This is a genomic window from Variovorax sp. Soil_C_17 (assembly GCF_057657265.1).
In genome coordinates this window covers 592,044-617,687 of sequence record NZ_JBDGIT010000002.1, presented here as the reverse complement: position 1 = coordinate 617,687, position 25,644 = coordinate 592,044, and the positions used below count along the sequence as shown (strand labels likewise).

General features: G+C 68.2%; 24 protein-coding genes. 8 read left to right on the top strand and 16 right to left on the bottom strand.

Going from position 1 to position 25,644, the window contains the following annotated elements:
• Window positions 1–4: 4 nt before the first annotated feature.
• From AC3A6Y_RS11515 to AC3A6Y_RS11495, 5 genes are all read right to left on the bottom strand, one after another.
• Complete coding sequence (locus AC3A6Y_RS11515; protein WP_487868353.1) at window positions 5–1,870, bottom strand: ATP-dependent metallopeptidase FtsH/Yme1/Tma family protein; 1,866 nt, start codon at window positions 1,868–1,870, stop codon at window positions 5–7.
• A 112-nt stretch (window positions 1,871–1,982) separates the two neighbouring features.
• Window positions 1,983–2,879 (bottom strand): 3-hydroxyisobutyrate dehydrogenase, encoded by an 897-nt coding sequence (mmsB, locus tag AC3A6Y_RS11510; RefSeq protein ID WP_487868352.1) that lies wholly within the window; start codon window positions 2,877–2,879, stop codon window positions 1,983–1,985.
• 43 nt (window positions 2,880–2,922) lie between these two features.
• The gene (locus AC3A6Y_RS11505; RefSeq protein ID WP_487868351.1) at window positions 2,923–4,038 is read right to left on the bottom strand and encodes an enoyl-CoA hydratase/isomerase family protein; all 1,116 of its coding nucleotides are present in this window, start codon (window positions 4,036–4,038) and stop codon (window positions 2,923–2,925) included.
• Window positions 4,039–4,063: 25 nt separating this feature from the next.
• Entirely contained in the window at window positions 4,064–5,218 is a 1,155-nt protein-coding gene (locus AC3A6Y_RS11500) for an acyl-CoA dehydrogenase family protein (RefSeq protein ID WP_487868350.1), read from the bottom strand.
• 10 nt (window positions 5,219–5,228) lie between these two features.
• Window positions 5,229–6,749 (bottom strand): CoA-acylating methylmalonate-semialdehyde dehydrogenase, encoded by a 1,521-nt coding sequence (locus tag AC3A6Y_RS11495; protein WP_487868349.1) that lies wholly within the window; start codon window positions 6,747–6,749, stop codon window positions 5,229–5,231.
• A 101-nt stretch (window positions 6,750–6,850) separates the two neighbouring features.
• On the opposite strand from AC3A6Y_RS11495, the gene AC3A6Y_RS11490 reads away from it, so the two are divergent.
• The gene (locus AC3A6Y_RS11490) at window positions 6,851–7,744 is read left to right on the top strand and encodes a LysR family transcriptional regulator (protein WP_487868348.1); all 894 of its coding nucleotides are present in this window, start codon (window positions 6,851–6,853) and stop codon (window positions 7,742–7,744) included.
• Window positions 7,745–7,787: 43 nt separating this feature from the next.
• Here AC3A6Y_RS11490 and AC3A6Y_RS11485 read toward each other — a convergent pair whose 3' ends face one another.
• The gene (locus AC3A6Y_RS11485; RefSeq protein WP_487868347.1) at window positions 7,788–10,451 is read right to left on the bottom strand and encodes a winged helix-turn-helix domain-containing protein; all 2,664 of its coding nucleotides are present in this window, start codon (window positions 10,449–10,451) and stop codon (window positions 7,788–7,790) included.
• 293 nt (window positions 10,452–10,744) lie between these two features.
• Here AC3A6Y_RS11485 and AC3A6Y_RS11480 point away from each other — a divergent pair, with 293 nt between their 5' ends.
• The gene (locus AC3A6Y_RS11480) at window positions 10,745–11,089 is read left to right on the top strand and encodes a hypothetical protein (RefSeq protein WP_487868346.1); all 345 of its coding nucleotides are present in this window, start codon (window positions 10,745–10,747) and stop codon (window positions 11,087–11,089) included.
• A gap of 154 nt (window positions 11,090–11,243) precedes the next feature.
• Window positions 11,244–11,486, top strand: a complete 243-nt coding sequence (locus AC3A6Y_RS11475; RefSeq protein WP_487868345.1) for a hypothetical protein — start codon at window positions 11,244–11,246, stop codon at window positions 11,484–11,486.
• 3 nt (window positions 11,487–11,489) lie between these two features.
• Here AC3A6Y_RS11475 and AC3A6Y_RS11470 read toward each other — a convergent pair whose 3' ends face one another.
• The 3 genes from AC3A6Y_RS11470 to AC3A6Y_RS11460 form a co-directional block, all read right to left on the bottom strand.
• The gene (locus AC3A6Y_RS11470; protein WP_487868344.1) at window positions 11,490–12,869 is read right to left on the bottom strand and encodes a CoA transferase; all 1,380 of its coding nucleotides are present in this window, start codon (window positions 12,867–12,869) and stop codon (window positions 11,490–11,492) included.
• A 104-nt stretch (window positions 12,870–12,973) separates the two neighbouring features.
• On the bottom strand, window positions 12,974–13,612 hold the full coding sequence (locus AC3A6Y_RS11465; protein WP_106560682.1) for a 3-oxoacid CoA-transferase subunit B: 639 nt from the start codon (window positions 13,610–13,612) through the stop codon (window positions 12,974–12,976).
• A 1-nt stretch (window position 13,613) separates the two neighbouring features.
• Complete coding sequence (locus AC3A6Y_RS11460) at window positions 13,614–14,417, bottom strand: CoA transferase subunit A (protein WP_487868343.1); 804 nt, start codon at window positions 14,415–14,417, stop codon at window positions 13,614–13,616.
• Between the two features lie 74 nt (window positions 14,418–14,491).
• Between AC3A6Y_RS11460 and AC3A6Y_RS11455 the strand changes: the two genes are divergently transcribed.
• The 3 genes from AC3A6Y_RS11455 (at window position 14,492) to AC3A6Y_RS11445 (ending at window position 18,177) form a co-directional block, all read left to right on the top strand.
• The gene (locus AC3A6Y_RS11455) at window positions 14,492–15,079 is read left to right on the top strand and encodes a LuxR C-terminal-related transcriptional regulator (RefSeq protein WP_487868342.1); all 588 of its coding nucleotides are present in this window, start codon (window positions 14,492–14,494) and stop codon (window positions 15,077–15,079) included.
• A gap of 231 nt (window positions 15,080–15,310) precedes the next feature.
• Window positions 15,311–16,954 carry an alpha/beta fold hydrolase gene (locus tag AC3A6Y_RS11450; protein WP_487868341.1) on the top strand — a complete coding sequence of 548 codons (1,644 nt, stop codon included), beginning with the start codon at window positions 15,311–15,313 and terminating at the stop codon, window positions 16,952–16,954.
• A gap of 74 nt (window positions 16,955–17,028) precedes the next feature.
• Window positions 17,029–18,177, top strand: coding sequence for a hypothetical protein (locus AC3A6Y_RS11445; RefSeq protein WP_487868340.1), 1,149 nt, complete (start codon window positions 17,029–17,031; stop codon window positions 18,175–18,177).
• Window positions 18,178–18,325: 148 nt separating this feature from the next.
• Here AC3A6Y_RS11445 and AC3A6Y_RS11440 read toward each other — a convergent pair whose 3' ends face one another.
• From AC3A6Y_RS11440 to AC3A6Y_RS11430, 3 genes are read right to left on the bottom strand one after another with little or no spacing between them, the layout of a single operon-like run.
• The gene (locus AC3A6Y_RS11440; RefSeq protein WP_487868339.1) at window positions 18,326–18,970 is read right to left on the bottom strand and encodes a nitroreductase; all 645 of its coding nucleotides are present in this window, start codon (window positions 18,968–18,970) and stop codon (window positions 18,326–18,328) included.
• Window positions 18,967–19,092 carry a hypothetical protein gene (locus AC3A6Y_RS11435; protein ID WP_487868338.1) on the bottom strand — a complete coding sequence of 42 codons (126 nt, stop codon included), beginning with the start codon at window positions 19,090–19,092 and terminating at the stop codon, window positions 18,967–18,969. The genes AC3A6Y_RS11440 and AC3A6Y_RS11435 overlap by 4 nt, the downstream gene beginning before the upstream one ends.
• Window positions 19,085–20,080 carry a LysR family transcriptional regulator gene (locus AC3A6Y_RS11430; RefSeq protein ID WP_487868337.1) on the bottom strand — a complete coding sequence of 332 codons (996 nt, stop codon included), beginning with the start codon at window positions 20,078–20,080 and terminating at the stop codon, window positions 19,085–19,087. Before AC3A6Y_RS11430 ends, AC3A6Y_RS11435 begins: the two co-directional genes overlap by 8 nt.
• Before the next feature lie 100 nt (window positions 20,081–20,180).
• Here AC3A6Y_RS11430 and AC3A6Y_RS11425 point away from each other — a divergent pair, with 100 nt between their 5' ends.
• Both AC3A6Y_RS11425 and AC3A6Y_RS11420 read left to right on the top strand, forming a co-directional pair.
• A complete protein-coding gene (locus tag AC3A6Y_RS11425) occupies window positions 20,181–21,176 on the top strand; it encodes a tripartite tricarboxylate transporter substrate-binding protein (RefSeq protein WP_487868336.1) in 996 nt (331 codons plus the stop codon).
• Window positions 21,177–21,195: 19 nt separating this feature from the next.
• On the top strand, window positions 21,196–21,726 hold the full coding sequence (locus tag AC3A6Y_RS11420; protein WP_487868335.1) for a 4-hydroxylaminobenzoate lyase: 531 nt from the start codon (window positions 21,196–21,198) through the stop codon (window positions 21,724–21,726).
• On the opposite strand, the gene AC3A6Y_RS11415 is transcribed toward AC3A6Y_RS11420, so the two are convergent.
• From AC3A6Y_RS11415 to ada, 4 genes are all read right to left on the bottom strand, one after another.
• Entirely contained in the window at window positions 21,723–23,006 is a 1,284-nt protein-coding gene (locus AC3A6Y_RS11415) for a hypothetical protein (protein WP_487868334.1), read from the bottom strand. The genes AC3A6Y_RS11420 and AC3A6Y_RS11415 overlap by 4 nt on opposite strands.
• A 185-nt stretch (window positions 23,007–23,191) precedes the next feature.
• The gene (gene alkB / locus AC3A6Y_RS11410) at window positions 23,192–23,848 is read right to left on the bottom strand and encodes a DNA oxidative demethylase AlkB (protein WP_487868333.1); all 657 of its coding nucleotides are present in this window, start codon (window positions 23,846–23,848) and stop codon (window positions 23,192–23,194) included.
• Window positions 23,849–23,852: 4 nt separating this feature from the next.
• The gene (locus AC3A6Y_RS11405; RefSeq protein ID WP_487868332.1) at window positions 23,853–24,536 is read right to left on the bottom strand and encodes a 2OG-Fe(II) oxygenase; all 684 of its coding nucleotides are present in this window, start codon (window positions 24,534–24,536) and stop codon (window positions 23,853–23,855) included.
• Complete coding sequence (gene ada / locus AC3A6Y_RS11400; RefSeq protein WP_487869048.1) at window positions 24,533–25,612, bottom strand: bifunctional DNA-binding transcriptional regulator/O6-methylguanine-DNA methyltransferase Ada; 1,080 nt, start codon at window positions 25,610–25,612, stop codon at window positions 24,533–24,535. The genes AC3A6Y_RS11405 and ada overlap by 4 nt, the downstream gene beginning before the upstream one ends.
• Between the last annotated feature and the right edge of the window lie 32 nt (window positions 25,613–25,644).

The following is a 25,644-nucleotide window of genomic DNA, read 5'->3' as shown; positions in this document are numbered from 1 at the left end:
GCCCTCAGGCGACGAGCGCCACGGCCGCGCGCTGGCCGACCAGCTCCAGCACCCGCTCGCCGGACACCGTCTCGTGGACCAGCAGCTCTTCGGTCAGCGCGTCCAGCGCGCGGCGATGCGCGCGCATGAGCTGCTGGCACTGGAGATTCAACCCCTCGAGCAGCTGATTGGCCTGGCGCACCGCGGCCGCGATCTGCCGGGACGCATGCTGCGCCGGGAGTGCGCCGATGCTGAAGAGCGTGCCGTCCTGCCCGAAGCCGTAGCGCCCCACCATGTCGAGCGCCAGCTTGGAGGCCTGCTGCAGGTCCTGGCTGGCCCCGCTCGACGCCTCGTCGAAGACGGCCAGCTCGGCGTTGCGCCCGCCCAGCAGCATCTGGATGTGTTTCTCCATGTCGCTCTTGAGCACCAGCGTCTGGTCTTCCTCCTGCGTGACGAGCGTGACGCCCAGCGCGCCGCCGCGCGGCAGGATGGTGACCTTCTCCACCTTGCCGTAGCCCAGCACCGCCGAGACCAGCGCATGGCCGGCTTCGTGCACCGCGATGTAGCGGCGCTCGCGCTCGCCGAGCGCGCGCTGCGCGCCATTGAGCTCGCCGATGCGCGTGGTCTCGATGGCTTCCATCAGATGGCCCATCGTGACGGCCCGGCTGTCCGCGCGCGCGGCCACGAGGGCCGCATGGTTGACGATGTGGGCGATGGTGGCCGGCGACAGCCCGGTGGTCAGCCGCGCGAGCTGCTCGTGGTCGATCGCGCCTTCGGTGCGCAGCTTGCCGGCGTAGAGCCTGAAGATCGCAGAGCGGTCGCGCACGTCCGGCAGCTTGACGTGGACGCGGCGGTCGAAGCGGCCTTCGCGCAGCAGGGCTTCGTCGATGTGTTCCTCCAGATTGGTCGCGCCGACCACGATCACGCCTTCGTTGGCCGCGAAGCCATCCATCTCGACCAGCAGCTGGTTGATGATGCGGTTGCTTTCCGACTCGGCCGGCCCGGCGCCCGCCGAGGTGCGCTTGGAAATGCCGTCCAGCTCGTCGATGAACAGGATGCAGGGCGCATTCTTGCGGGCAGTCTCGAAGAGCTTCTTGACCTTCTGGACGCCGACGCCGTAGAACTTGGAGGTGAATTCGCTGCCGTTGGTGGCGATGAAGCGCGCGCCGCATTCGCCGGCCAGCGCTTTCGCCAGCAAGGTCTTGCCCACCCCGGGGCCTCCGAGCATGAGCACGCCGCACGGAGCGCGCGCCCCGATCGCGCGATAGCGGCCGGGGTCCTTCAGGTAGTCGACGATGTCCTGCAGCGCGTGCTTGGCCTCGCCTGCGCCGATGACCTGGTCGAAGCCGATGCCGGCCGGCGCCTCGACCAGCTTCGCGCTGCCGCCGATCGAATCGCGCATCGTGTAGACCACGAAGGCGATCAGCAAAAGAGGCAGGAAGATGCCGGCCAGGTCGCGCGCGGTCGTGAGCGTCCGGTCGTCCGCGGCAGGCGCGCCCACGGTGCTGTCCGGCAGCACGACGAGCTGGAACGGGTGCGCGCCGCCTTCCTTGGCCTGGGCCACGGCCACGGCGGCAAAGGAGCCGCGCCCGTCGACCACGAAGTAGCGCTCGCCCGCGGTGGTGGAGACGAGCAGCGCGTTGGGCGCGAGACCCACGGCGCCGACCTGGCCGGTGCGCAGGTCGCGCAGCAGGTCGGAACCGTCCTTCTCGACGGCGGTCCAGCCTTCCGGCGCATGGCGCATCTCATGCGCCGGCCCGCCGAGCCGGCGAGCGGGCGCGCTGTCGTTCAGGTGGAAAAACACGGCTGCGGCGGCGAGTGCAGCCAGGGCGATGACGAGTGCGAGGGTCAGGCGGGCCTTCGAGCGAAGGAGTCGATGGAAATGCTTCATGCGGCGAGTGCGCGGATCGGGGATGCCGGATCGTAGGCAATCCACCGCGCGCAAAGCCGCCTGGGCGCTGCGTCGCCCAGGTAACAGTCAGAGTGCGTGCAATTGTTGGCGCTCAGCCGGCCTTCTGCACCAGCTTGATCACGCTCGAAAAATCCAGCAACCCATGCCCCGCCAGGCTGTGCGCCGCATACAGGTTGCGCGCCAACCCGCCCAGCGGCGTCGAAGCGCGCACCGCGGCGGCGTTCTCCTGCGCCAGGCCCAGGTCCTTGAGCATGAGGTCCGTGCCGAAGCCACCGGCATAGCCCTTGGAAGCCGGCGCGTTCTCCATCACGCCCGGCAGCGGGTTGTACTTTTCGAGCGCCCAGTTGCCGCCCGAGCTGCGGCGCATGATCTCCGACAGCACCTTGGGGTCGAGCCCGTTGGCCACGCCCAGGGCGATGGCTTCCGAGGTGCCGATCATCAGGATGCCGAGCAGCATGTTGTTGCAGATCTTGGCGGTCTGGCCCGCGCCGGCCTCGCCGGCGTGGAAGATGTTGGCGCCCATCTTCTCCAGCACCGGGCGCGCACGCTCGAGGTCGGCCGCGGCGCCCCCGACCATGAAGGTCAGCGTGCCCGCGATCGCGCCGCCGGTGCCGCCGGAGACGGGCGCATCGATCACCGCCACGCCCCGCTTGGCGCCGGCCTGGGCCAGCTTGCGCGAGGTCGCCGCGGCGATGGTGCTGCTGTCGATCACGAGCGTGCCGGGCGCAATGCGCTCCAGCAGCCCGGGCTGGCCCTCGCTGCCGAAGTAGAGCGAGTCCACATGCTGGCTCGCAGGCAGCATGCTGATCACCACCTCGGCGCCGGCCAGCGTATCGGCCGCGGACGCGGCGATGGGCACGCCTTCGTCGGCGAGCTTCTTGCAAGCCTCGGCCGAGAGGTCGAAGGCGCTGAGCACGTGGCCGGCCTTGTGCAGGTTGAGGGCCATGGGGCCGCCCATGTGGCCCACGCCGATAAATGCGATCTTCATGCGGGTCTCCGTTCTTTCTGGTGAATGCGCGTGCAGGGCGGAGTCAGGCCAGCCGGGCCAGCTCTTGCGGCATCTCGCCGCGCGGGCGCAGGTGGTCCTCGACGAACTCCGGCGTGATCTCCTCGAGCGTGGCCGGGTTCCATTTCGGATTGCGGTCCTTCTCGATCAGCAGCGCGCGGATGCCCTCGGCGAAGTCCTTGTGCGCGCAGAAGCCCAGCGAAGTCCAGTACTCGAGGCGGAACACCTCCGCCAGCGACATGTGCTTGACGCGGTGCCACAGCGCGAAGGAGACGGCGGCGGTGCTCGGCGCGCCCTTGGCGAAGGTCTGGGCGGCCGTCTGCAGCCAGGGGTCTTCCGACTTCAGCGCGCGCAGGCGCTTCGCGATGTCCAGCAGATCGTCGCCGGCCATCAGGTCGTTGATGGCGTCGAAATGCTCGCGCACCTTCGACGGCTGCCGCTCGGCGCCCCGGCCCGCCTCGGCCAGCAGGCGCGACAGCGTGGCACGGTCGGCCGCGAGCTCGCCGCTCCAGGCTGCGGCCGCGATGCCCTCCAGCACCTGCGGCTTGCGCTCCTGCGGCACCACCAGGTCGGCCAGGCCGCAGAAGATCGCATCGGCCGCGTTGAGCGGCGCCGCGGTCAGTGCCAGGAACACGCCCACACGTCCCGGCATGCGCCGCAGGAACCAGCTGCCGCCGACGTCGGGGTAAAGGCCGATGTTGATTTCCGGCATTGCCACGCGGCTCTGCAGCGTCACGACCCGGTGCGAGGCGCCCGCCATCAAGCCGACGCCGCCGCCCATCACGATGCCGTGCCCCCAGCACAACAGGGGCTTGGGAAAGGTGTGGATCAGGTAGTCGAGCTCGTATTCCTCCCGGAAGAAGTCTTCCGCATAGGTGTTGCGCGCCGGGCCGCATTGCAGCAGCGTCTGGTAGAGCTGCCGCAGGTCGCCGCCGGCGCAGAAGGCTTTCTCGCCCGCAGCCTGGAGCAGCACGCCGGCCACGGAGGGGTGTTCTGCCCATTCGCGCAGCTTCGGCGTGAGCAGGCGCACCATCGCCACCGACAGCGCGTTGAGCGAGGCTGGCGCGTTGAGAGTGGCAATGCCGAAGCGCTTGCCGCCGGCGGTGTCGATTTCGTCGAAGAGAACTACGGGGTCGGTCATGGGTTGTCGAATCGGGAAAGCGGGCTCAGCGGATGTCGCTGTCGCCCTCCAGCAGCTTGCGCGAGACGATCACGCGCATGATTTCGTTGGTGCCTTCGAGGATCTGGTGCACGCGCGCATCGCGCACCAGCCGCTCCAGCGGGAATTCGCTCAGGTAGCCGTAGCCGCCGTGCAGCTGCAGCGCCTCGTTGCAGACATCGAAGCCGGCATCGGTCGCGAAGCGCTTGGCCATCGCGCAATAGGTGCTCGCATCGGCATGGCCCGCATCGAGCTTGCTGGCCGCCAGCCGCACCATCTGGCGTGCGGCCACCAGCTCGGTCGCCATGTCGGCCAGCTTGAACTGCAGGGCCTGGAAGCTCGCGAGCGGCTTGCCGAACTGCTGGCGCTCGTGCAGGTAGCGCCGCGCGGCATCGAGCGCGCCTTGCGCCGCGCCCACCGAGCAGGTCGCGATGTTGATGCGGCCGCCGTCCAGCCCCTTCATCGCGATTCGGAAGCCCTCGCCCTCGCTGCCCAGCAGGTTCTCGGCCGGGATGCGCACGTTGTCGAAATTGATGGTGCGCGTGGGCTGGCTGTTCCAGCCCATCTTGTGCTCCTTCTTGCCGTAGCTGATGCCGGGCGCGTCGGCGGGCAGCGCGAAGGCCGAGATCCCGCCGGCGCCGCCGCCGCCGGTGCGAGCCATCAGCACCAGCACGTCGGTCGAGCCGGCGCCGGAGATGAAGGCCTTGCCGCCGTTGATGAGGTACTCGCCGCCCTTCAGCTCGGCCCGCGTCTTGAGCGAGCCGGCATCCGAGCCGGCGCCCGGCTCGGTCAGGCAATACGACGCCAGCTTGCGCCCGCTCGTCAGATCCGCTCCCCAGCGCTCGCGCACCGCCGGCCCGCCCCAGGTGCCGAGCATCCAGGTCGCCATGTTGTGGATGGTGATGAAGGCGGTGGTCGACGGATCGACCGCGGCCATCTCCTCGAACACCAGCGTGGCGTCGAGCCGTGGCAGTGCCAGGCCCTCGATGCTCTCGGGCGCATAAAGGCCGCAGAAGCCCAGCTCGCCGGCCTTCGCGATGGCTTCTTTCGGGAAGGTGCCTTCCGCATCCCACTGCGCGGCATGCGGAGCGAATTCCGCGACCGCGAACTCGCGCGCGGTCTGCGCAAAGGCGCGCTGCTCCTCGGAAAGTTCGAAGTCCATGCAGCCGAGGTTACTTGAGGCTGATGGTGGTGTTCAGGCCATGGGCGGTGGCATCGTCGAACCAGCGCGCCGTCACGGTCTTGGTCTGCGTGTAGAACATGATGACCTGCTTGCCATAGGGGCCGAGGTCGCCCAGCTTGGAGCCGCGCGAGCCGGTGAAGGAGAACATCGGCACCGGCACCGGGATCGGCACGTTGATGCCCACCTGGCCGACGTCGATGTCTTCCTGGAAGCGACGCGCCGCCGCACCCGACTGCGTGAAGATCGCGGTGCCGTTGCCGTTCGGATTGGCGTTGATCATCTCGATCGCCTCGTCGATGCTCTCGGCGCCCGCCACGCACAGCACCGGGCCGAAGATCTCCTGGTCGTAGATGGTCATGCCGGGCTTCACGCCGGAAAAAATGGTGGGGCCGACGAAGTTGCCTTTCTCGTACCCCGGCACTGCGGGCTTGCGGCCATCCAGCTCCAGCGTGGCGCCGTCGGCCACGCCGCGCTCGATGAGGCCGGTGACGCGCTCATAGGCCGCACACGACACCAGCGGGCCGACGTCCACGCCCTTCTCCGTGCCGGCGCCGATCTTGAGCGTCTTGGCCTTCTCGACCAGGTCCGGAATCCACTTGCGCGCCTCGCCCACCAGCACCGCGACCGACACCGCCATGCAGCGCTGTCCCGCCGCGCCGAAGCTCGCGCCGACCAGCGCGTTGAGCGACTGGTCCTTGTGCGCATCGGGCATGACGATCGCGTGGTTCTTCGCGCCCATCATGCATTGCACGCGCTTGCCGGCCAGCGTGGCGCGGTTGTAGACATGGGTGCCGACCTTGGTCGAGCCGACGAAGGAGATCGCCTTGATGTCCTTGTGGTCGCAGATCGCGTTGACCACCGCCTCGCCGCCATGCACGACGTTGAGCACGCCCGGCGGGATGCCCGCTTCGAGCGCCAGCTCGCACAGGCGCATGGTCACCATCGGGTCCTGCTCGGAAGGCTTCAGCACGAAGGTGTTGCCGGTGACGATGGCCATCGGAAACATCCAAAGCGGGATCATGGCCGGGAAGTTGAAGGGCGTGATGCCCGCGCACACGCCAAGGGGCTGCAGCAGCGTGTAGGTGTCGACGCCCCCGGCCACATTGTTGGCCAGCTCGCCCAGCTGCAGGTTGCCGATGTTCGACGCATGCTCGACCACTTCGAGGCCACGGAACACGTCGCCCTCGGCGTCGGGCAGGGTCTTGCCCTGCTCGGCGGTGAGGATGGCGGCCAGCTCGCCCATGTGCTCGCGGATCAGCTGCTGGTACTTGAGGAAGATGCGCGCACGGGCGCCGATGGCGGTCTTGCGCCAGGTCTTGAAGGCGTCCTGGGCCGAGGCCACGGCGGCATCGACCTCGGCCTGCGTCGCGAAGGGCACGCGCGCCAGGACCTCTTGCGTGGCGGGGTTGACGATATCGCGCCATTCGCTGGTCTTCGACTCGACGAACTTGCCGCCGATCAAGAGCTTGACGGTGGCGACCTGGGTCGCGGGCGTGGTGGTGGCATCCATGGATTTGTCTCCTGAGTAAAGGCTCAGCGACCGATGCTAGCTTTGCACTTTTGCCATGGCAATAGACAAATACGCACTCGGGATCTGCATAATTGCAAAGCATGGACTGGGACAACCTGCGCTTTTTCCTGGAGCTGGCGCGCTCCGGCACGCTGGTGAGCGCGGCGCGCCGGCTGGCGGTCGATCACACGACGGTGGCGCGGCGCATCCAGGCGCTGGAAAAGGAGATCGGCAGCGCCCTCTTCGCACGCGAGGCCGGCGGCCATCGGCTCACCGAGGCCGGCCGGCGGCTGCAGCCGCAGGTGGAGGCGATGGAGGGGGCTTTCCTCGCGGTGGAAAGCGCGGCGCCGGCTGCGCAGGCGGGCCTCTCGGGCCTGGTGCGCATCGGCGCCACCGAGGGCTTCGGCACCATGGTGCTGGCGCCCCGGCTGGCGCGCTTCGCGCAGCAGCATCCCAAGCTGTTGATCGACCTGCTGGCGATGCCGCGGCTGGTCCACCTGTCGCGCCGCGAGGCCGACATCGTGATTTCGCTGGAGCGGCCGGCGCGCGGCCCCGTCATGGTGAGCAAGCTGACGGACTACGTGCTGCGCCTCTATGCCTCGGCCGACTACCTCGGATCACATCCGCCCATCGCATCGCGCGAGGACCTGCGCGGCCACACCTTCATCAGCTACGTGGACGATTTGCTCTTCAGCAAGGAACTGCAGTACCTGGACGAGCTGTACCGCCCCGATGCCTTCGCGCTGCGCAGCACCAGCATCCTGGCGCAGCACCAGGCGACGGCGGCCGGCGCCGGCATCGCGGTGCTGCCCGCCTTCCTGGCCGAGCGCGATCCGCAGCTGCGCACCGTGCTGCCCGGCGAGGCGAACTTCACGCGCACCTTCTGGATGTCGATGCCCGCGGAGAACAAGCACCTGGCGCGGATGCAGGCGGTGTGGCAGTTCCTGCGGGAGACGGTTGAAGCCCAGCGGTCAGTGCTGCTGCCGCCCGAGTGAAGCTTCACGGTTTGGCTGCCCACCGACAGCCAGCAAGGCGCGCTCAGCGACGCGAATTCCTCTGGTACCAGGCCGCAGCCTCCCCTCGCGATGAGAGATCGAGCCGGTCCAGAATTCGCGCTATGTGGCGCTTGACGGTGTGTGGGCTCAGATCCAGCGCCCGGGCAATCAGCTTGTTGCTTTGCCCTGCGGCCAGGCACTGCAGGACTTCGGTTTCTCGCGCGCTGAGGGGGCCTTTGGCGCCGCCCGCGGTGACGCGGTCTTCCGATGGACCGGCGCGCCATTGCCTTGCCAGTTCCGACCAGGCGTCGAGAACCGCCAGATCCTGCAGTGCTTCGCAGTCCCTGCGCGCACGCGCCAACTCCTCCAGCACTGCAGGCCCGCAGAGCAGCGCGCCGCCGGCGTCGCTCACCGCACCCACGCCATCGCCCCACGGGGCCAGCACGCTCCGCGCTGCCGGCGGTGAGCCGGCTCGCAGTTCGGCCACCGCCAGGCACCCACGCACGAACGCATCGAAGCCGACACGATCCACGTCGGCCGAGCCCTCGACCACAAGGCGCAGGGCTCGCAGCGCATCCTCGTTGCGTCCCTCGTGCAGCGCGTACCGGGCCTCCAGCGCCTGCATGCTGAGTTTCGGGAACGCAGTCGTGCCGCCGAGCCCACCCAGATCGTGCAGCGCCTGGCGCACGCGCGGCCAGTCGTCCGCAGCGGCCGACTGGCGTCCCGACCACGCGATGACGTTCGTTTTCCAATCCGCGTGGAGCGTCGGTGCGGCCGCGTTGGACAAAAGGGCCTCGCACCCGGCGCGCACGCCTTCCTTGTCTCCGCTCATGGCGTGAAACACCACCAACGCGGCCAGCAAAGGGACGGACAGGCTGCGCGGCTGGCCGAGCCATCGGCTCTGCTCCTGCAATCGCTCGATGGCCGTGCGGGCGGCCTCGCGATCGCCCCGCCACATGGCGAGCCAGGTGTCGAGCACGGTGGCCGCCGCCTGCAGAGGCTCGCTGCCATCGCGCGCGGCTGCGTGCGCTCCTTCCACGAAGCGCCGCATCGGGCCTGCCACGCCGGCCCGACCGATCATCATGTACATCCGAGGCATGCAACGGTGCCAGAGATGCGCAGGCGCATCGTGCGCCAACAGATCCGCCATCTTGGCCAGATGGCCGGCCGGCCCGGCCGACGGACCGTAGATCGCGCTGCACCAATGCTCGAAGAGCTCGATCAGCACGGCCGTTTCGCGCCTGGCGGGCTCGGCCGGGACCGCCCGCGCCTGGGCCTTCGCTTCCTCGAGCCTCCCCATGAAAAGCAGCGAGATCGCCCCCAGGAGGCGTGCCTCCTGCGCATCGCCGGGGCGGCCGAGCCTTTCCAGACCCGGCGCCGCCCGGCCCATCCACTTCACGACGGAAGGATCTTCGAATTCCTGCCAGGCACACAAGCCTCTGGCATAGGCCAGTTCCGGCGATGCGTCCCGCCTGTGCTGCGGGAACTGCTCGATGAGCCGCACCACCTGGGCGCTGTCGCCTGCGGTCAGAAGTGCAGGCGCAAGATCCGCCAGGACCTGCTCGGCCTGCGGCCAATCTCCGGCGCGCATCCAGAGCTTCACCCGGCGAACGGGATCTCGCTCGGACTCCGCCGCACGCCTCAACAGCTGCGGCACCTCCTGGGGCAGTTGCTGCCCGAGCTTCTCATCCAGGAAGTCGCGGAACAGATCATGCAGCCGCAGGATGGGCTCCCCGCCCTGGAGCACCGAGACAAACAGCCCTCCTCGCTCGACGTCCTCCAACAACTCGGCCGCCCGGGGGCTGCCGCTCACCATGGCGCAGCGGCCGGCGGTCAGCTCCGGCAGCACCGAGCAGCGCAGCAGGAAGGTGCGCAGCTCCTGCGGCATCTGCTCCAGCACCTCGCTGGCCAGATAGTCGAAAAGGTGCCGCCTGCTCTGCCTGCTGCCGATCCGGTCGACCCCGCCGGGGCCGGCGGTCGCGTCCACGCTCAGCCATACGCCGGCCGGCCATCCCTCGGTACGCTCGTAGAGTCCTCGGGCCACCTGTGGGTCGTCGGTCCCTGTGATGGATTGGCGAAGGCTGCGAACTTCCTCCATTGAAAAGCTCAGCACATCCTGGCGGAACTCGGCCAACTCACGGCGAACGCGCAGTCGCGCCAGAGCCAGCGGCGGTTCCGTGCGCGTGGCGATCACCAGGGTCCAGTTGATGGGAAGGCTTTCGAGCAGGCTGTCGAGGAATGCGAACACGCGTGCGTCCGACACCGCATGCAGGTCGTCCAGTGCGATCAGGCCGCGCTGGACGTCCGTCGCTGCCAGCGTGTCCAGCATCATTTTGGCCACGCTGCGCGGGCCGTCGTCCTTCGCGGCCAGCGCTGCCAGCGCCTCCGGCGCAATGCGCCAGGGCGGGTCGTAGGGCTCGAGCGCCTCGATCAGGCACAACAGCAGGCGCGGCAGGTCGTCGTCGGCGTCGGCCGTCACCCAGGCGACGGCGTGGTCCGGCGGCAGCCGCTGCAGCTGGCGCGACAAGGCCACCGTCTTGCCGAACCCGGCCGGCGCGACGAGAAGCACCAGGCTCTGACGGATCAGCGCCTCGCCAAGCCGGCGATCCAGGTCAGTGCGCTCGATCAGTCGGGCGCGAGGGCGGGGAAGCCGGATCTTTGCTGGCGCGAGCGTGTGGGCGTGGATCGCAGTGGGCTCGTCAAGCACGCCTTTGCTCCTGGTACCGCGTTCCAGCTCCGCCCCGCTCGATCAATCCGGCGCGAAATCGCGGCGGCTGGATCTTGGTTTGAGCAAAAGTCGCACGCTGCATCGTTCCTCCGGCCCGAGACCGGACTATAGGGCCAAGGACACCCCCGCGGAACCAACCCATTGGCTCGCCGTTGGCTCTCGATTGGCCTATGCACCCGGCCTTGGACGGGGAACACTGGCACCGGACCGACAAGAGTATCCGGACGCGCCTCGCGATGACGGGGCACGCGCCAGTCACAAGTTCCCAAATCATGCATGTCATCGACCATTCCACCCTGCCTCGCCTCCACGCCGAAGGGCGGCAGCGCTTTGCCGCGGCCCACCGGGGCCTGGGCTTTGCGCCTTTCGAGCTCTGGATGGAGGTCCTCGAGATCGATGCGCGCGTCGATCTTCAGCCGATCGAATGTGCCCGGATCGTCCTGGTGCTCACCGGCCACGGCAAGCTCGTGGTCGACGGTGCGGCCCAACGCTTCCACGCCCCCTGCAGCCTGGTCCTGCCCGCCGGGATCGACAGCCAGGTGGTCAACATCGGGGCCGAGCTCATGCAGCTCGTGACGGGCTTCACGCCGGCCGCTGCGGCAACGCCACCGGCTTGAGCCTAGGCCCCGACCATGGCCCTTCGGCCTTGGCCCTCTGCCTAGGCCGAACTGGCTCCTCTGGTCGATGTGCCGAAATCCTGAAAACCAAATACTTCGATCATGCGCAGGAAGAGATGAATCGCTCTCCGCGCCCCACTGATCGGAGATTGTCATGAGCTCAGCCGCCGCCACTTCGCTGGACAACCTGCATTCCGGCCTTCAGCCCCTGCATCACCGGACGCCCGAGAGGGCCCGCATCTCTGCCTCCCTTCAATCCGTGTTACGCCAAACCGCCGCGCGGTCTGTCGAGATCTGGCACAAGCTCTCGCGCAAGACCCAGATCCTGCTTGTCGCCCTGTCAATGACCTTCTCCAGCTTCGGTCTGTCGATGATCGTGGCGACCCTCTCGCGTTGATGCTCAAGGCCAGCGAGCCGGGTGACTGCCCGGCGGCATCGAAGGCCGCCGCCACGCGACCGGCGTTCGGCCCAGCCGTGCACTGAGCCGCATGCTCCGCAGCTCGCCGAAGCCGGAAGCGGCACTCTCCAGCCAAGGCTCGATCTTCGGACTGGACACCTCGAATCCACTCGGAATCCGTCCCAGGCCGCGCAGCCAATGCCCGGTCTGCGCCAGCGAGACCCGGACGTGCCAGCTGCCGCCTTCGCGCTGCTGGCGCCACAGCGCCGCCGCCGCGCCCATCGCGATCAGGTAGCCGGTCGCCTCGTCGAGGATCTGCATCGGCAAGGGCCGCGGCTTGCCTGCCCCGGCCGCCTCGCCCTCGGCGTGGTTGAAGCCCATGGCCGTCTGCACCAGCGAATCGAAGCCGCGGCGCGGTGCCCAGGGGCCGTGCGAGCCGTAGGCCGAGAGCGAGACGTGAACGATGCCGGGGCGCCGCCGCGCCGTCTGCTCGGGCCCGAAGCCCAATTCGGCCAGGCCGCCGGGCCGATAGCCCTGCACGAACACGTGCGCCTCGGCCAGCAGCTCCTCGAGCGAGCTCCGCCCGGCCTGGCGGCGCAAGTCCAGATGCGTCGAGAGCTTGCCTCGGCTGGTGTCCGCAATGGCCTCGATGTTCGGCAGATGCGGTGCGTTGACCATCATGACATCCGCCCCGAAGGCCGCCAGCGCGCGGCAGCCGACCGGGCCAGCCAGCACGCGCGTGAGATCCAGCACGCGCAGGCCCGCGAGCGGCGGCTGCGATTCGGCCAGCGGCGCCAGCGTCCGGGGCGGCGCTTCGCCGATGCGCTCGATGGCGAACAGCGGCTGGGCCGCGATGGCCCGACCCTGCGGCGTCGCATCCCATTCGTCGAAGCGGCGCAGCGCGGTCGCGACCAGCCCGGCCTCGGCCGCGGCGGTCTCGAAATCGATCGCTTTCATGCCCCGCATGGCTGCCTCCGCGTCGGCCCGCTGCGCCGTCGAGGGGTCCAGCCCCATCAGGCGCAGCGCCCCCTCGCGATGGTGGGCGAAGTTCGCATGCACGCGCACCCAGCCGTCGGCGCAGCGGTAGAGGCCCGAGACGGGATCCCACTGCGGCGGCACCCGCCCGTTCAGGCTGAACCAGGCGGTGCATTCCATCGCCGCATGCAACATGTCGACCGTGACCTGCTGGCGCGGCGTGCCACGCAGATGGCCGAGCTCGCAGGCCGCGAGCGCGGCGGCGGCGATGCTGGCCTGCGCGGCCGTGCCCACGGCGAAGGAGGAAGGCAGCACCGGGTCGGCGCCGGTCAGGCGGGCGAAGGCCAGGGCCTCCTCGGGGAGCGCGGCAAGGGTCCAGAGGGACCGGAGGGCTTCTTCGGGGCGCATGGGTCTCCTCGAGGCATCTCCATACGGGGATCAGTACCGCCGCGCGAGGCAGAAGGCTGCTGCCCTCACCCCTGCCCTCTCCCGGAGGGAGAGAGAGCAAGACCCTAGTGCAGGAGCTTGACGCCGGTCTTGGCCTGCAGCGCCTCGAAGGTGACGCCCTCGGCCAGCTCGACCACCTTCAGGCCCTCGGGCGTGACGTCCATCACCGCCAGGTCGGTGATGATGCGGTCCACCACGCCCACACCGGTCAGTGGCAGCGTGCATTCCTCGAGGATCTTGAGATCCTCGGTGCCGTCCTTCTTGCGGGCCACATGCTCCATCAGGACGATCACGCGCTTCACGCCCGCCACCAGGTCCATCGCGCCGCCCATGCCCTTGACCATCTTGCCCGGGATCATCCAGTTGGCGAGGTCACCCTTGGCGCTCACCTGCATGGCGCCGAGGATCGACAGGTTGATCTTGCCGCCGCGGATCATCGCGAAGCTGTCGTGGCTGCCGAAGATGGCCGAGCCGGGCAGCGTGGTCACCGTCTGCTTGCCGGCGTTGATCAGGTCGGCGTCGACCTGATCCTCGGTCGGAAAGGGACCGATGCCGAGCATCCCGTTCTCGCTCTGCAGCCAGACTTCCTTGTCGCCGACGAAGTTGGCCACCAGCGTGGGGATGCCGATGCCCAGGTTCACGTAGAAGCCGTCTTCCAGCTCCTGGGCGGCGCGCGCCGCCATCTGGTCTTGGGTCCAGGGCATGTCAGGCTCCTTTGTTGCTGTTCTTGACGGGGGCCGGCACTTCGCTGCCGGCGGCGGCCTGGGCAATGGCGGCCTGGGCCTCGACCTTGGCGGCGGCCACGTCGACCGCCGCGCTCACGGTGCGCTTCTCGATGCGCTTCTCGGGGTGGGCGTTGAGCACGATGCGATGCACGTAGATGCCGGGCAGGTGGATGTCGTCCGGCGCCAGTTCGCCGATCTCGACGATCTTCTCGACCTCGACGATGCAGATCTTGCCGGCCATCGCCGCGGCCGGGTTGAAGTTGCGCGCCGTCAGGCGGAAGCGCAGGTTGCCGGACTTGTCGGCCACATGGGCCTTGACCAGCGCCACGTCGGGCACCAGCGAGCGTTCCATCACGTAGGTCTCGCCATCGAACTCGCGCAGCTCCTTCCCCTCCGCCACCAGCGTGCCCACGCCGGTCTTGGTGAAGAAGGCCGGGATGCCGGCGCCGCCGGCGCGCAGCTTCTCGGCCAGCGTGCCCTGCGGGGTGAATTCGAGCTCCAGTTCCTTGGCCAGGTACTGGCGCTCGAACTCCTTGTTCTCGCCCACGTAGCTCGCGATCATTTTCTTGATCTGGCGGGTCTCCAGCAGCTTGCCCAGGCCGAAGCCGTCGACGCCGGCGTTGTTGGAGATGCAGGTCAGGTTCTTGACGCCCGAATCGTGCAGTGCATCGATCAGCGCTTCGGGAATGCCGCAGAGACCGAAGCCGCCGACCGCGAGCGTCTGGCCGTCGGCCACGACGCCCTTGAGCGCCGCATCGGCGGAGGGGTAGATCTTGTTCGCCATGATTCCTCGCTCGGAAATGGTGGTTGATGGATAACCCGCACGATACTACGTATGCGCATACGTAGTATTTCGTAATGGAGACACCCGACACTGCCCTCGCCCCCATCGACTACCGGCTCGCCTTCGAGGAGGCGCCGGTGGGCATGGTGCTGTCGCGCCATCGGATCATCGTCGATTGCAACGCGCGCCTGTGCGAAATGTTCGGTGCCACGCGCGAGATGCTGGTCGGCCAGTCCTTCCGCGTGCTCTACCCGAGCGTCGTCGAATTCGAGCGCATCGGCAAGCGCATGGAGCCGATCCTCAACGCCAGCGGCCGTTATGCCGACAACCGCATGATGCGGCGCGTCGGCGGCCTGCACGGCGCCTTTGCGGGCGAGACCTTCTGGTGCCACGTGAGCGGCCAGGCGCTCAACCGCGCGGCACCGCACGAGGCCGGCATCTGGACCTTCGAGGACCTGGGCTCGCGCCGCGCGGCCAAGGCCGAGCTCACGCCGCGCGAGCGCGAGGTGGCGGCGCAGCTGATGAAGGGCCTGACCTCCAAGGAAATCGGGCGGGCGCTGGGCATCAGCCACCGCACGGTCGAGATCCATCGCGCGCGGCTGATGCGCAAATATGTCGCGGCGACGACGGCGGAACTGGTGCAGAAGCTCATCGCGGCTTAGCTTGGAACCATTCCTGGGCTCGTGCCACTCTTGGGTCCACGAGGCATGTTCGTCGCCTGCAGTGAAGAATGATCGTGCGGATCTGCGTTCGCGGCCCCTGCAGTTCCGCAGGCTCGGCAACAGAAAAAAGGCCGGACCTCGTGAGCGCGCCGCCTCGCGCAGCTCTTGAAGCCTCGCGCGCAGCGGCGCATCATGCCGCCGTGCCCCACCTCGCATCCCCGCCGCCGATCCATGCGCTGCGCTTCGGCTGAGCGGCTTCGAAGAAGCGCGGCGCTGGCGCTGCTCGTCGTTGCCGGCTGCGCCCTGCCCGGCAGCGACGACACGTCGTCCCACGCCGAGCCGCCACCCACCGACTGCCACGCACATGTGGGCGCCGACCGCAACACGCTGCTGCCCGGCTACCTGCTGCCCGCGGCCCATGGCAATACCGTCTGCGTGCCCCTGCTGCTGAGCGCGCACCGCCCGCCGCGGCACTACGCCGGCCGCGACTTCTACGTCGACGAGTTCACCGACGCCAGGCTCAAGGCACGCTGGCGCACCTGCAAGGACGACGCCGCCTGCTTCCGGCGCATCGATGCCCAAATCCAGCGCTGGCTGCCGCCCAACCAGGAACGCGTGCGGCGCTCCACCGGCGTGGTCGATCCCTCCGGTGCGATCGACCCGCACGGCCAGGTCGACCTGCGCCAGATCCGGCGTCCGGCCTTCTTTGCGAAGCCGCCCTACCGCGAGGCCATCGCGCAGGCAGAGTCGCGCACCTACACCGTCGAGTTCAGCGCACCGCGCGACAGCTTCGAGCGCCTCAGACTGCACATGACCGACACCATCAAGCTGCGCGGCTGGTACATCGAAGGCGCGGGCGTGGACGACGGAAAGGGTGGCCGCCTGCGCGCGCTGGTGATCATCGCCACGGGCGGCGGCGGGCAGATGACGGCGATCCAACACCCCGACGAGAAGCCCTACCGCATCGATGCCGCCACCGGCCGGGCCATCGCCATTGCCTTCCCCAACGCAAGCACCGAGACCATGGGCCAGCGCTGGTGGCGCGAGAACCTGCAGGCACTGAATGCCGCCGGCTTCGACGTGCTGGCCTACGACCGCCGCGGCGAGGGCATCTCCGGCGGCCTCAGCGACACCCACACGCTCGAGCAGGGCGAAGACGTGTTCCGCGTGCTCGATCAGTTGGAGAAAGGTGTCGGCATGCGCCTGCTCACGCCCTCGGGCGAGTTGATCGAAGGCAGTGCGGCGGGCGGCCGGCTGCTGGCCGGCATGAAAGCCAGGCAGATGCCGATCCTGCTCGGCGGCTACTCGCGCGGCTCCATGTCCACCGCCTGGGCCATGACAAAGAACTTTGTCGAGTCCTGCAGCTACGACCTGCCGGTCACCGCCTGCTCGCCGCCCAAGGGCTACAAGAACATCAAGGGTGCGATCCTGCTCGCCTCCTTCGCGAGCGGTGCCGGCTACGTGCCGGCAGCGCCGGACCTGGCAGACCGCAACCTGTTCCTCGGCGGCATGGCGGCCGACCACCACATCGTCTTCTATCCCAACTCGGCCACGCTCGCGGGCATGGCGCGATGGCCGGCCGCCTTTTTCGGCAAGGGCTTGTGGGACCGCGCCGAGAGCCTGGAGGGCACCATCGCCGCCTACGACCGCATCCGCGGCCTGAAGGAGATCGTGGTGGCGCGCGGCCCGCATTCGATGGAGACCTGGGACCCGGACGACCTGCGCTACCTGCAGGAACGCATGGTCGCTTTCGCGAAGGCGGCCGTGACGGGCGCCTCCAACGTGCCGGGCGGCAGGCCGTGGACAGACCTCAAGAGCCTGGTCGCGACCACGCCGGATCGCTGGGAGCCCTCCTCGCGCCCTTCCGGCCGCTAAGCGGAGGAACAGAAGCCGAGGAACTCGGTGCGGACACGGGTTACTCAGTGCGGCCTTCAACTATTTTTACGACCATGAACGTCAACCTCCGAACGAGCTCCCAGAACCTTCACCAGTCCAAGGCCAATAAAGTCGAAATCAAATCCGGCAAGGACCCGAAAACAACCGAACTGCGCCAACTGCTCGAAAAGATGTGCCCCACCCTGGACATACCGGAAAGAAACAGGGAGGGAGCAGCCGTCCTCTACAAGTTCATCGACTGCAAGACACTCTCACGAAAGGACAGCCTTGAGCTATCGGAATGGCTGGAACTCGAAGTCGGGCAGAACGTCGATCTGCTCGCTGCCATGCAGAAGAAAGCACCCTCTTTCGTGCCCACGCTGAACTTGATGAGTGTTCAGAGCCCCGAGGAAGCCGCTTCCCTGTTCGAGCAAGCCGCCACCAAGGGCATGACGTACGGCGTCAGCGTGACGCCCCAGGTTTCAGAACGCATTGCGGAGATGCTACTCGACGTGATGGCGAACCCGGAATCTCCCGTCACGAGCTTCGACGAAGCGATCATATGGGACCCTAGCCCAGACAACAGCGAGCTCCTGCGCAAATGCATCAATAACTGCACCAAGCTGCAATACGTGAGCGGATCCAAGCATGTGCTGTCATTGCTTGAGCGCAGCATCCCCGAAATCTCGTTGACAGGGAACCTCACAGCCGTGAGCGGATCCAACCATCTGCTGTCATTGCTTGAGCGCAGCATCCCCGAAATCTCGTTGACAGGGAACTTCAAAGACCACAAGCAATTTCAAGACGACCTCCTTCGAGTTCTGAGGCTGGGCGGCGTCGAGAAGGTCTCGTTCGAGAGTGAAACAGAAAGTTTGCTCCAATGCTTTGTCGACGCGGTTGCCGAGGCCAACGCGACGCTCTCGCCGCGGAGTAGCGTCCACAAGGTCGAACTCCTCACTGGCGACACAGTCGAAAACTGCAAAGAAGTAGTGGCCACGCTGCTCTCAGCAAAGCACGTGACGGACATCGCACTGCCCGATCCAAGCTGGATGCCCGATTCGAATGAGATGCTCAAAATGTACGAGAGTGGGGATTGCCTGGAATCGTTGCAATCGGTGACTTTCGATATGCCTGACGGCCTGGAGACCGAAGGACTCCCCGACCGCCTCGTATCGATCCTCCAACGCAACAAGCAACTGGCACTCCTGGCGACGAAGATGTAGCAGGGGCGTTTGCCCAATACAGGTCGGATGGGTCAGGCGTTGCCGGTACCCACCCGCGCGTCGCCGCCACGGACGGATCTCAAGAGCGTGGTCGCGACCACGCTGGATCGCGGGGCGTTCTCGCGCCCCGGCTAGTGGCCCGTTGGCGTTAGCCCCAGAACACCGCGAAATCCTCGACCGCTTCCCTCGGCATCCCGAGATCGTTCACCTCAGCCTTGATGTCCGCATACCCCAGGGACATGCCGCAGACCAGCGCCTGCGTCGCCGGCAGGCCGAGGAACTCCGAGACGACCGGCTCGTAGCGCACGAACGAGACCTGCGGGCAGGTGTCGAGCCCCCGGGCCCTTGCGGCAATCATGATCGTCTGCAGGAACATCCCGTAGTCGGCCCAGCTGTGCCGGGTGAGCCGGCGGTCGATGGTGAAGAGCAGCCCCACCGGCGCATCGAAGAAGCAGAGGTTGCGCCCCGACTGCCGGTAGCGCGCCGACGTGTCCTTGCGGTCGATGCCCAGCGCGGCGTAGTAGCGGGCGCCGAAGTCGGCCTGCCGCAACGCGCACTCCGCCGGCAGGTCGGCCGGAAAATGCGTCGAAGGCGGCAGCTCGTTGCGCTCGTGCGCCTGCATCAGCGCTTCGCTCAGGCGCCGCTTGGGCTCGCCCTCCAGCACGTGCACCCTCCAGGGCTGGGAGTTGGAGTTGCTCGGCGCGCAGCGCGCCACGCCGAGGATGTCCGCCACCACCGCGCGCGGGACCGGGGTCGGCCTGAAGGCGCGCACGGCTCTTCGCGAGCGGATCACGGCACCACGATGCCGGCAACGACGTCGCCCTCGGCCACCAGCGGTTCTGATTTCGCCATGCCGCCATGGTGCACGAGCGCCGCGCCGGCATCCACTGAACATTGCGCAAGATGCTCATGCACGAAACGACAGGGCGAGCCGGGCGAGCTGCTCCCGCAGCCAGACATGCGCCGGATCGTGCTCGTGCCGCCGATGCCAGACGGCGCGCATCGTCGCCTGCTGGGTCGCATACGGCAGCGCCTTCGCCAGCAGCTCGCGCCGGGCGACGAAGGCCTGCGCCAGCGGCGCCGGAACGATCGACAGCATGTCGCTGCCGGCCAGCAGATCGGGCACGGCGAGCGAATGCGGCACGGTGATCCGGTAGCGCGGGCGCAGGCCGGCCGAGGCCAGTGCGTCCTCCAGCGCCGCACGGTCGAACATCTCCGACTGGCGCGCCAGCCCGCGCTCCGCGATGAAGCCGCTGACCGCGCCCTCCTCCTGACCGCCCAGCGACACCGTCAGCAGCGGAAAGTCGGCCAGATCGGCGATGCGCGGCTTGCGGCGCGCGAGCGCATGCCCGCGACGGAAGACCAGCACGTCCTCCTGCAGCCACAGGCGCGCGCCCTGGAAGCGGGCCGGGACCTCGGCGAAGATGCCCAGCGCGATGTCGATGCGGCCGACGTCGATCTGCTCCGCCAGGTCCAGCCGCGTCGAAGGGCGCACCACCAGATCGATCGCCGGCGCCACCTCGGCCATGCAGGCGGCCAGCCGCGTCAGCAGCACCGAGCTGACGTAATCGTTGGCCGCGACCACGAAGCTGCGCGCCGTGCTCGCGGGGTCGAACGGCCGCACGCCGAGCGTGTCGTGAATGCTGCGCAAGGCCTCGCGCAGGGCTGGCGCCATGGCCAGTGCGCGGGCAGTCGGCTCCATGCCCTTGGGGGTCCGCACGAAGAGCTCGTCCTGCAGCGCCTCGCGCAGCCGCCCCAGCGCATGGCTGATGGCGGACTGGCTCAGGTGCAGCCGCTTGCCCGCGCGCAGCAGATTGCGGTCTTCGAACACGGCGTCGAAGACGCGCAGCAGGTTCAGGTCGATGCGCTTCGCGTTCAGCGCGGCCTGCGCTCTGGTGGTCATGTTGCACCTCGTGCATGTGGCGGTTGCAGATTCATCGCTTCCGGCGGCGGCGCAGCGCTGGCAATGTCCAGGCCTTCACCGAACCCGATGGAGCCCCGCGATGACCGAAATCTCCCGGCGACGATTCGCCAAGTATGTAGCCAGCCTCGTGCCGGTCCCCGCCATGCTCGCCGCCACCCCGGCGCGAGCGCAGCCGGACGGCGCGCCGGGCCGCATCGTGGTCGGCTATCCGGCCGGCGGGACGATGGACCAGACCGCGCGGCGCCTCGCCGAGTCCTGGCGCGCGCAGAACCGCGCCTACCTCGTGGACAACCGCCCCGGCGCCGCAGGCCGCATCGCCACCGCCCAGATGAAGCGCGAACGCGCCGATGGCAGCGTCGTGCTGTGCACCCAGACCTCGGCGATGACGATCTACCCGCATGTCTACACGCGGCTGTCCTACGACCCGGTCCGCGACCTGCGCCCGGTTGCGGCGCTGGCATCGTCCACCTGCGTGCTGGCGGTCAGCGCTGCGGTGCCCACCGAGGTGCGCACGCTGGCCGACTATGTCGGCTGGCTGAAGGCCAACGAGGCCGGCCGCAGCTATGCCTCGCCCGCCGCCGGCTCGCTGGCCCAGTTCCTCGGCTTCCGCTTCTCCCAGGCTGCGGGAGTCCCGCTGGCCCACGTGCCCTACCGCGGCTCCGCGCCGGCCCTGCAGGACCTGCTGGGCGGACAGGTCCCTGCCTACCTCGGCTTCGTCGGCGACTTTCTGCAGTACCTGGGCAGCGGCAAGCTGCGGCTGCTGGCCGTGACCAGCGAACGGCGCTCCCGTTTCCTCAAGGACGTTCCCACCTTCGCCGAGCAGGGCTTCGGCTCCGTGGTGGGCGTGGAAAGCTATGGCCTGTTCGCGCCGGCCGGGACGCCGGACGCGGTGGTGTCCGCGCTCGCGGCCGCCACGCGGACTGCCGCCGCCGACAAGGCGCTGGCCGGTGGCCTGGAACAGATCGGACTGGAGGCCGCCTACGTCGGCCCGGCCGAGTATGTGCAGACCATCGCTGCCGAGCGCGAGCGGTGGAAGCCGATCGTGGCGGCATCCGGCTTCAAGGCCGACGAGTGACAACGCAAGGAGAGCACCCATGACCGACCAGGAAGAACTCATCGCCGCGAGCCTGCCTCTTCTCGAGCAGATCAAGAACATGACCGCAGGCACCGACGTAGAGAAGTGGCTGAACGCGAATCACGGCCCCGGCAGCCCGCTCTACGAACGGCTTGCCGGGCTGGTGAAGGCCGGCGTGCGCGACGGCTGGGCCGCCAACGTCGAGATTCGCGGCCAGCGCTACCGCCGCAGCCGCATCAGCGAGGCCACGCCGCAGACGCTGGGATTCAGCATCACCACCGTCTACATGGACAGCACCGGCAACGACCAGGGCAACGACGGCGGCAGCTTCCGCGGCGACTACCACGCGCATCCCTACGGCGAGTTCAACATGGTGGTGCCGCTGGACGAGGGCGCGGCGCTTGCCGGGCCCAACGGCTGGTGCCATGGCGGGTGGACGGCGCCGGCCCCGGGGAGCCATCACTATCCCGAAGCGAAGGGGGGCGCGGTGATCGCGTTGTTCTATCTGCCGGCGGGGCGGATTTCGTATGACGTCGCGCCGCCCGTTTAGCCAGGCGCCTCCCCGGGGGTCAATATCACCAGAACAGCCAAGAACCGGCGAGTCTCCGGCTGGGCCCGCGATCCTTTTCTGGCTCTGTCGCGGATCGTGTCGCTCAGTTGGCGCGGAAGCGTGCGAAGGGGGTCGGTCAAGGAATGCCTGACGACTCTTCCGTTCTCGAGGACGTTGACCACATCCTTCGGCCTTGCGCCAAAGTGTTCCAGCAGTCCGCGGGCGTCGTCGGGCGTAAAGCCCGTCTGCACCAGATCTGCCGTGTAGACCGTGCCCTTCCCTGCGCCTTTGAAGGTGTGGATGAGGCGTGCCAGCAGGCCCACCGCCGTGTGCTCCGTCATTTTCATGAATTCAGCGTCATCTTCACTTGGCGTTTCAATTCCCTCGCACACGAGGAGCGCGGCGTAGCGCAGATAGTCGCTGCTCCAGTTCCGACGGCCAATGCGCTCGAAGTACTCGGGCAGGCCCGTGCCCAAGGTGTCGACGTCCACGCCACGGCTCTTCGGGTCCGGCGTGCTGTGGTACACGGTCAGATTCGTGAAGCTGCACATGTCGCCGGCATCCAGTTGCGTTTTCCGGATCACTTCCTCATGAGGCATCGACCGGTGCACATCCAGCAAGTGCCCCAGCACGACGTCCGGAATCCTGCCGTTCAGCGCCTCGATGCGTCCCCGCAACGTCGGCGGATTCACGATGAACTCCGCGCCATCGATGGGCGCTGCGATGTCATGGATGAGGTTCGTGAAGAGCACGGTCCCGTCCTCGTTCCCATCCATGTGAAACCTGGCTTCCTTGACATTCAATGCATCCTGGAAAGCCACTTTGACGTGCACGCCGTAATGATCGTCCATCAAGTGATCGCGATACCGGAGCAGGTAGGCGAGTTGGCCCGATCGTTCCAGGACGTTCAGCGCGAAATCCACGACGGTGGATGGTTCTAACCCGGCCTGTTCGAGGTCACAAGCTTCTGGACCGTCCGGGGGCGGCACGTAGGCACATTCGAACTCGTGCTGCCGCTCGTGGTGGATCGACAGCTCGATGTCGCCGACCGAATAAACCCCCGTTTTCTTCGGTTGCACCCCAGCCCACTCGCCGAGCGAGCGCATCACTTTCTCGCGACGCTTGGCATCGGCAGAATCGAGAGGGACGATGGCGGGCTGGTAAAGCCCTTGGAGGCCTTCATCCGCCGCGGATGCCTCGGCCCGTGGTCGCACGGCAGGAACGCTCGTGGACGGCGAAAGGGAAATGTGAGTGCGATGGCCCGTCGAATTGAATTTCATGGTGCGTCTCTGACCCTGCCTCCGACATGAATGCGCCCCGATCGGCGGGTGCATCAGGGAGTTGAGTCCCGCCCATGAGTAACAGCGGACTTGTTAAGGTTCCGAACACCGGCAACGCACGAGCAGCGGCTTCGCTGGCCACACTTCCTGGCCGGACGCCAAAACCGGCGAGATGCCGGAAACGCTCAGCCCGCCTTGCGAAAGGTCAGGTTGATGCGGCAAGCTCCCGTCAGAGAATGCTCGCCCTCCTTCACCGGCAGCACCCCGTGGTAGTGCAGCCGCGACGCCCCGCCCCACACCACCACGTCCCCATGCACGAGCGGCACGCGCTGCGCCTTGTCCGAGCGCTTCGGCCCGCCGAAGAGGAACACGGCCGGCAGGCCCAGCGAAACGGAGACGATGGGCCAGTCGTAGTTGCCCTCGTCGCGGTCCTGGTGCAGGGAGAGCCGGGTGCCGGCTTCGTAGCGGTTGATCAGGCAGGCGTCCGGTGCGAAGCCCTCGAAGCCGCCCGCGCGTGCGGCGGCTGCGGCCAGCTCGCGAAAGGCGACGGGCATCGCCGGCCAGGGCCGGCCGCTGTCGGGATCGTTCGCGTCGTAGCGGTAGCCGCTGAGGTCGGAGACCCAGCCCAGCGCACCGCAGTTGCTCATCGCAACCGACATCCGGAAACCGCCCGGCGTGATCAGGTGCCGAAGCGGCGCCTGCACCAGCACCGCCTCCACACCGGCGAGCAGCTGCACCTCTTGCGCACGCGCAAAGCCGCGCAGCAGCACCGCGCCCGGCGCGAGAGGCTGAGTCGCCGGCAGCCCGGATTCTTCAAGCCCTTCGAAGAGATCGAGCGTCATGGCCTCAGGCCGCGTCGTGAAAGATGATGCCGGCAGTATGCCGATGCCCCGAGCGCACCCGGCTCACGCCGTGGCGCAGGTTCACGCGATAAACGCCGCGCGTGCCCTGCACCGGGCGGTGGTGCACCGCGATCACCGCCGCATCGCCCTGCCGCAGCGGCAGCACGATGGGCCGCGACTGCATGCGCGGGCGCTGCTCGGTCATGACGAACTCGCCCCCAGTGAAATCGCGGCCCGGCTCGGACAGCAGGATCACCAGCTGCAGCGGGAACACATGCTCGCCGTACAAATCCTGGTGCAGGCAGTTGTAGTCGCCCTCGCCGTATTGCAGCAGCAGCGGCGTGGGCCGCGTCTGCCCCGCCGCATGGCAGCGCGCGATGAAGTCCGCGTGCCGCGGCGGATAGCGCACGTCGATGCCCATGAGCTGGTTCCAGCGGTTGGCGATGGGCGCGAGCTCCGGGTAGATCGCTTCGCGCAGCCCGGCCAGCATGTCGGGCAGCGGATAGTCGAAGTACTTGTACTCGCCGCGGCCGAAGCCATGGCGCTCCATCAGCACGCGGCTGCGGAACAAGGGGTCCAGCGGATAGAGCGCGGCCAGCGACTCGCACGCCTCGCGCGCGAGCAGGCCGGGGATCAGCGCGCTGCCCTCGCCGTCCAGGTCCAGCGCCACCTGTTGCCAATCGATCATGCAGCGCTCGCCTCCCGCTTCAGCAGCGCGCTCTTGCGCTCCACGCCCCAGCGATAGCCGGAGAGCCCGCCGTCGCTGCGCACCACCCGATGGCAAGGAATCGCCACCGCCAGTGCATTGGCGCCGCAGGCCTGCGCCACCGCGCGCACCGATTTCGGGCTGCCGATGCGCTCGGCAATCTCGGCGTAGCTCGCGGTGCTGCCCGGCGGGATGTCGCGCAGCGCCTGCCACACGCGCTGCTGGAAGGCGGTGCCGCGCACGTCCAGCGGCAGGTCCAGGCCCACGCCGGGTGCCTCGACGAAGCCCACCACGCGCGCCACCATCTGCTCGAAGGCCGGGTCCCCGCCGATCAGCCGCGCCTGCGGAAAGCGATCCTGCAGCTCGCGCGCCAGTGCATCGGGATCGTCGCCCAGCGCGATGGCGCAGACGCCGAGCGCGCTCTGCGCCACCAGGATCGCGCCGAGCGCGCACTGGCCGATGGCGAAGCGGATGTCGGTGTCGGCGCCGCCCGCGCGAAAGCGCGTCGGCGTCATGCCCAGCACCTCGTTCGAGCGCTCGTAGAAGCGGCCGTTGGAGTTGTAGCCGGCGTCGTAGATCGCATCCGTCACCGTTTCGCTGCGCGCCAGCGCGTCTCGCACGCGCCGGTCGCGGTGTGCCGCGGCATAAGCCTTGGGCGTGAGCCCCGTGACCTCCTTGAACAGGCGATGCAGGTGAAAGCTGCTGAGGCCGGCGCGCTCGGCCAGCGCATTCAGCGTCGGGGTCTCGTCGGCGTTCTGGATGAAGCGGCACACCTCGGCCACCTTGGCGGCCTGCTGCTCGTTGCGTGCCGGCTGGTCCGGCCTGCAGCGCTTGCACGGCCGAAAGCCCGCGCGCTCCGCATCGGCGGCCGTCGCGTGAAAGGCCACGTTCTCGGGCCGCGGCCGGCGCGCCCCGCAGGACGGCCGGCAATACACGCCGGTGCTCTTCACCGAGTAGAAGAACTGCCCGTCGGCCGTGGCGTCGTGTGCCACGACGGCCGCCCAGCGCGGATCGCTCGCGGTTCGAAGGGCGTGGATTTCCTTGGGATTGCTCATCATGTTCATTGCAAGTCCTTTCGGCTTTTCATGGA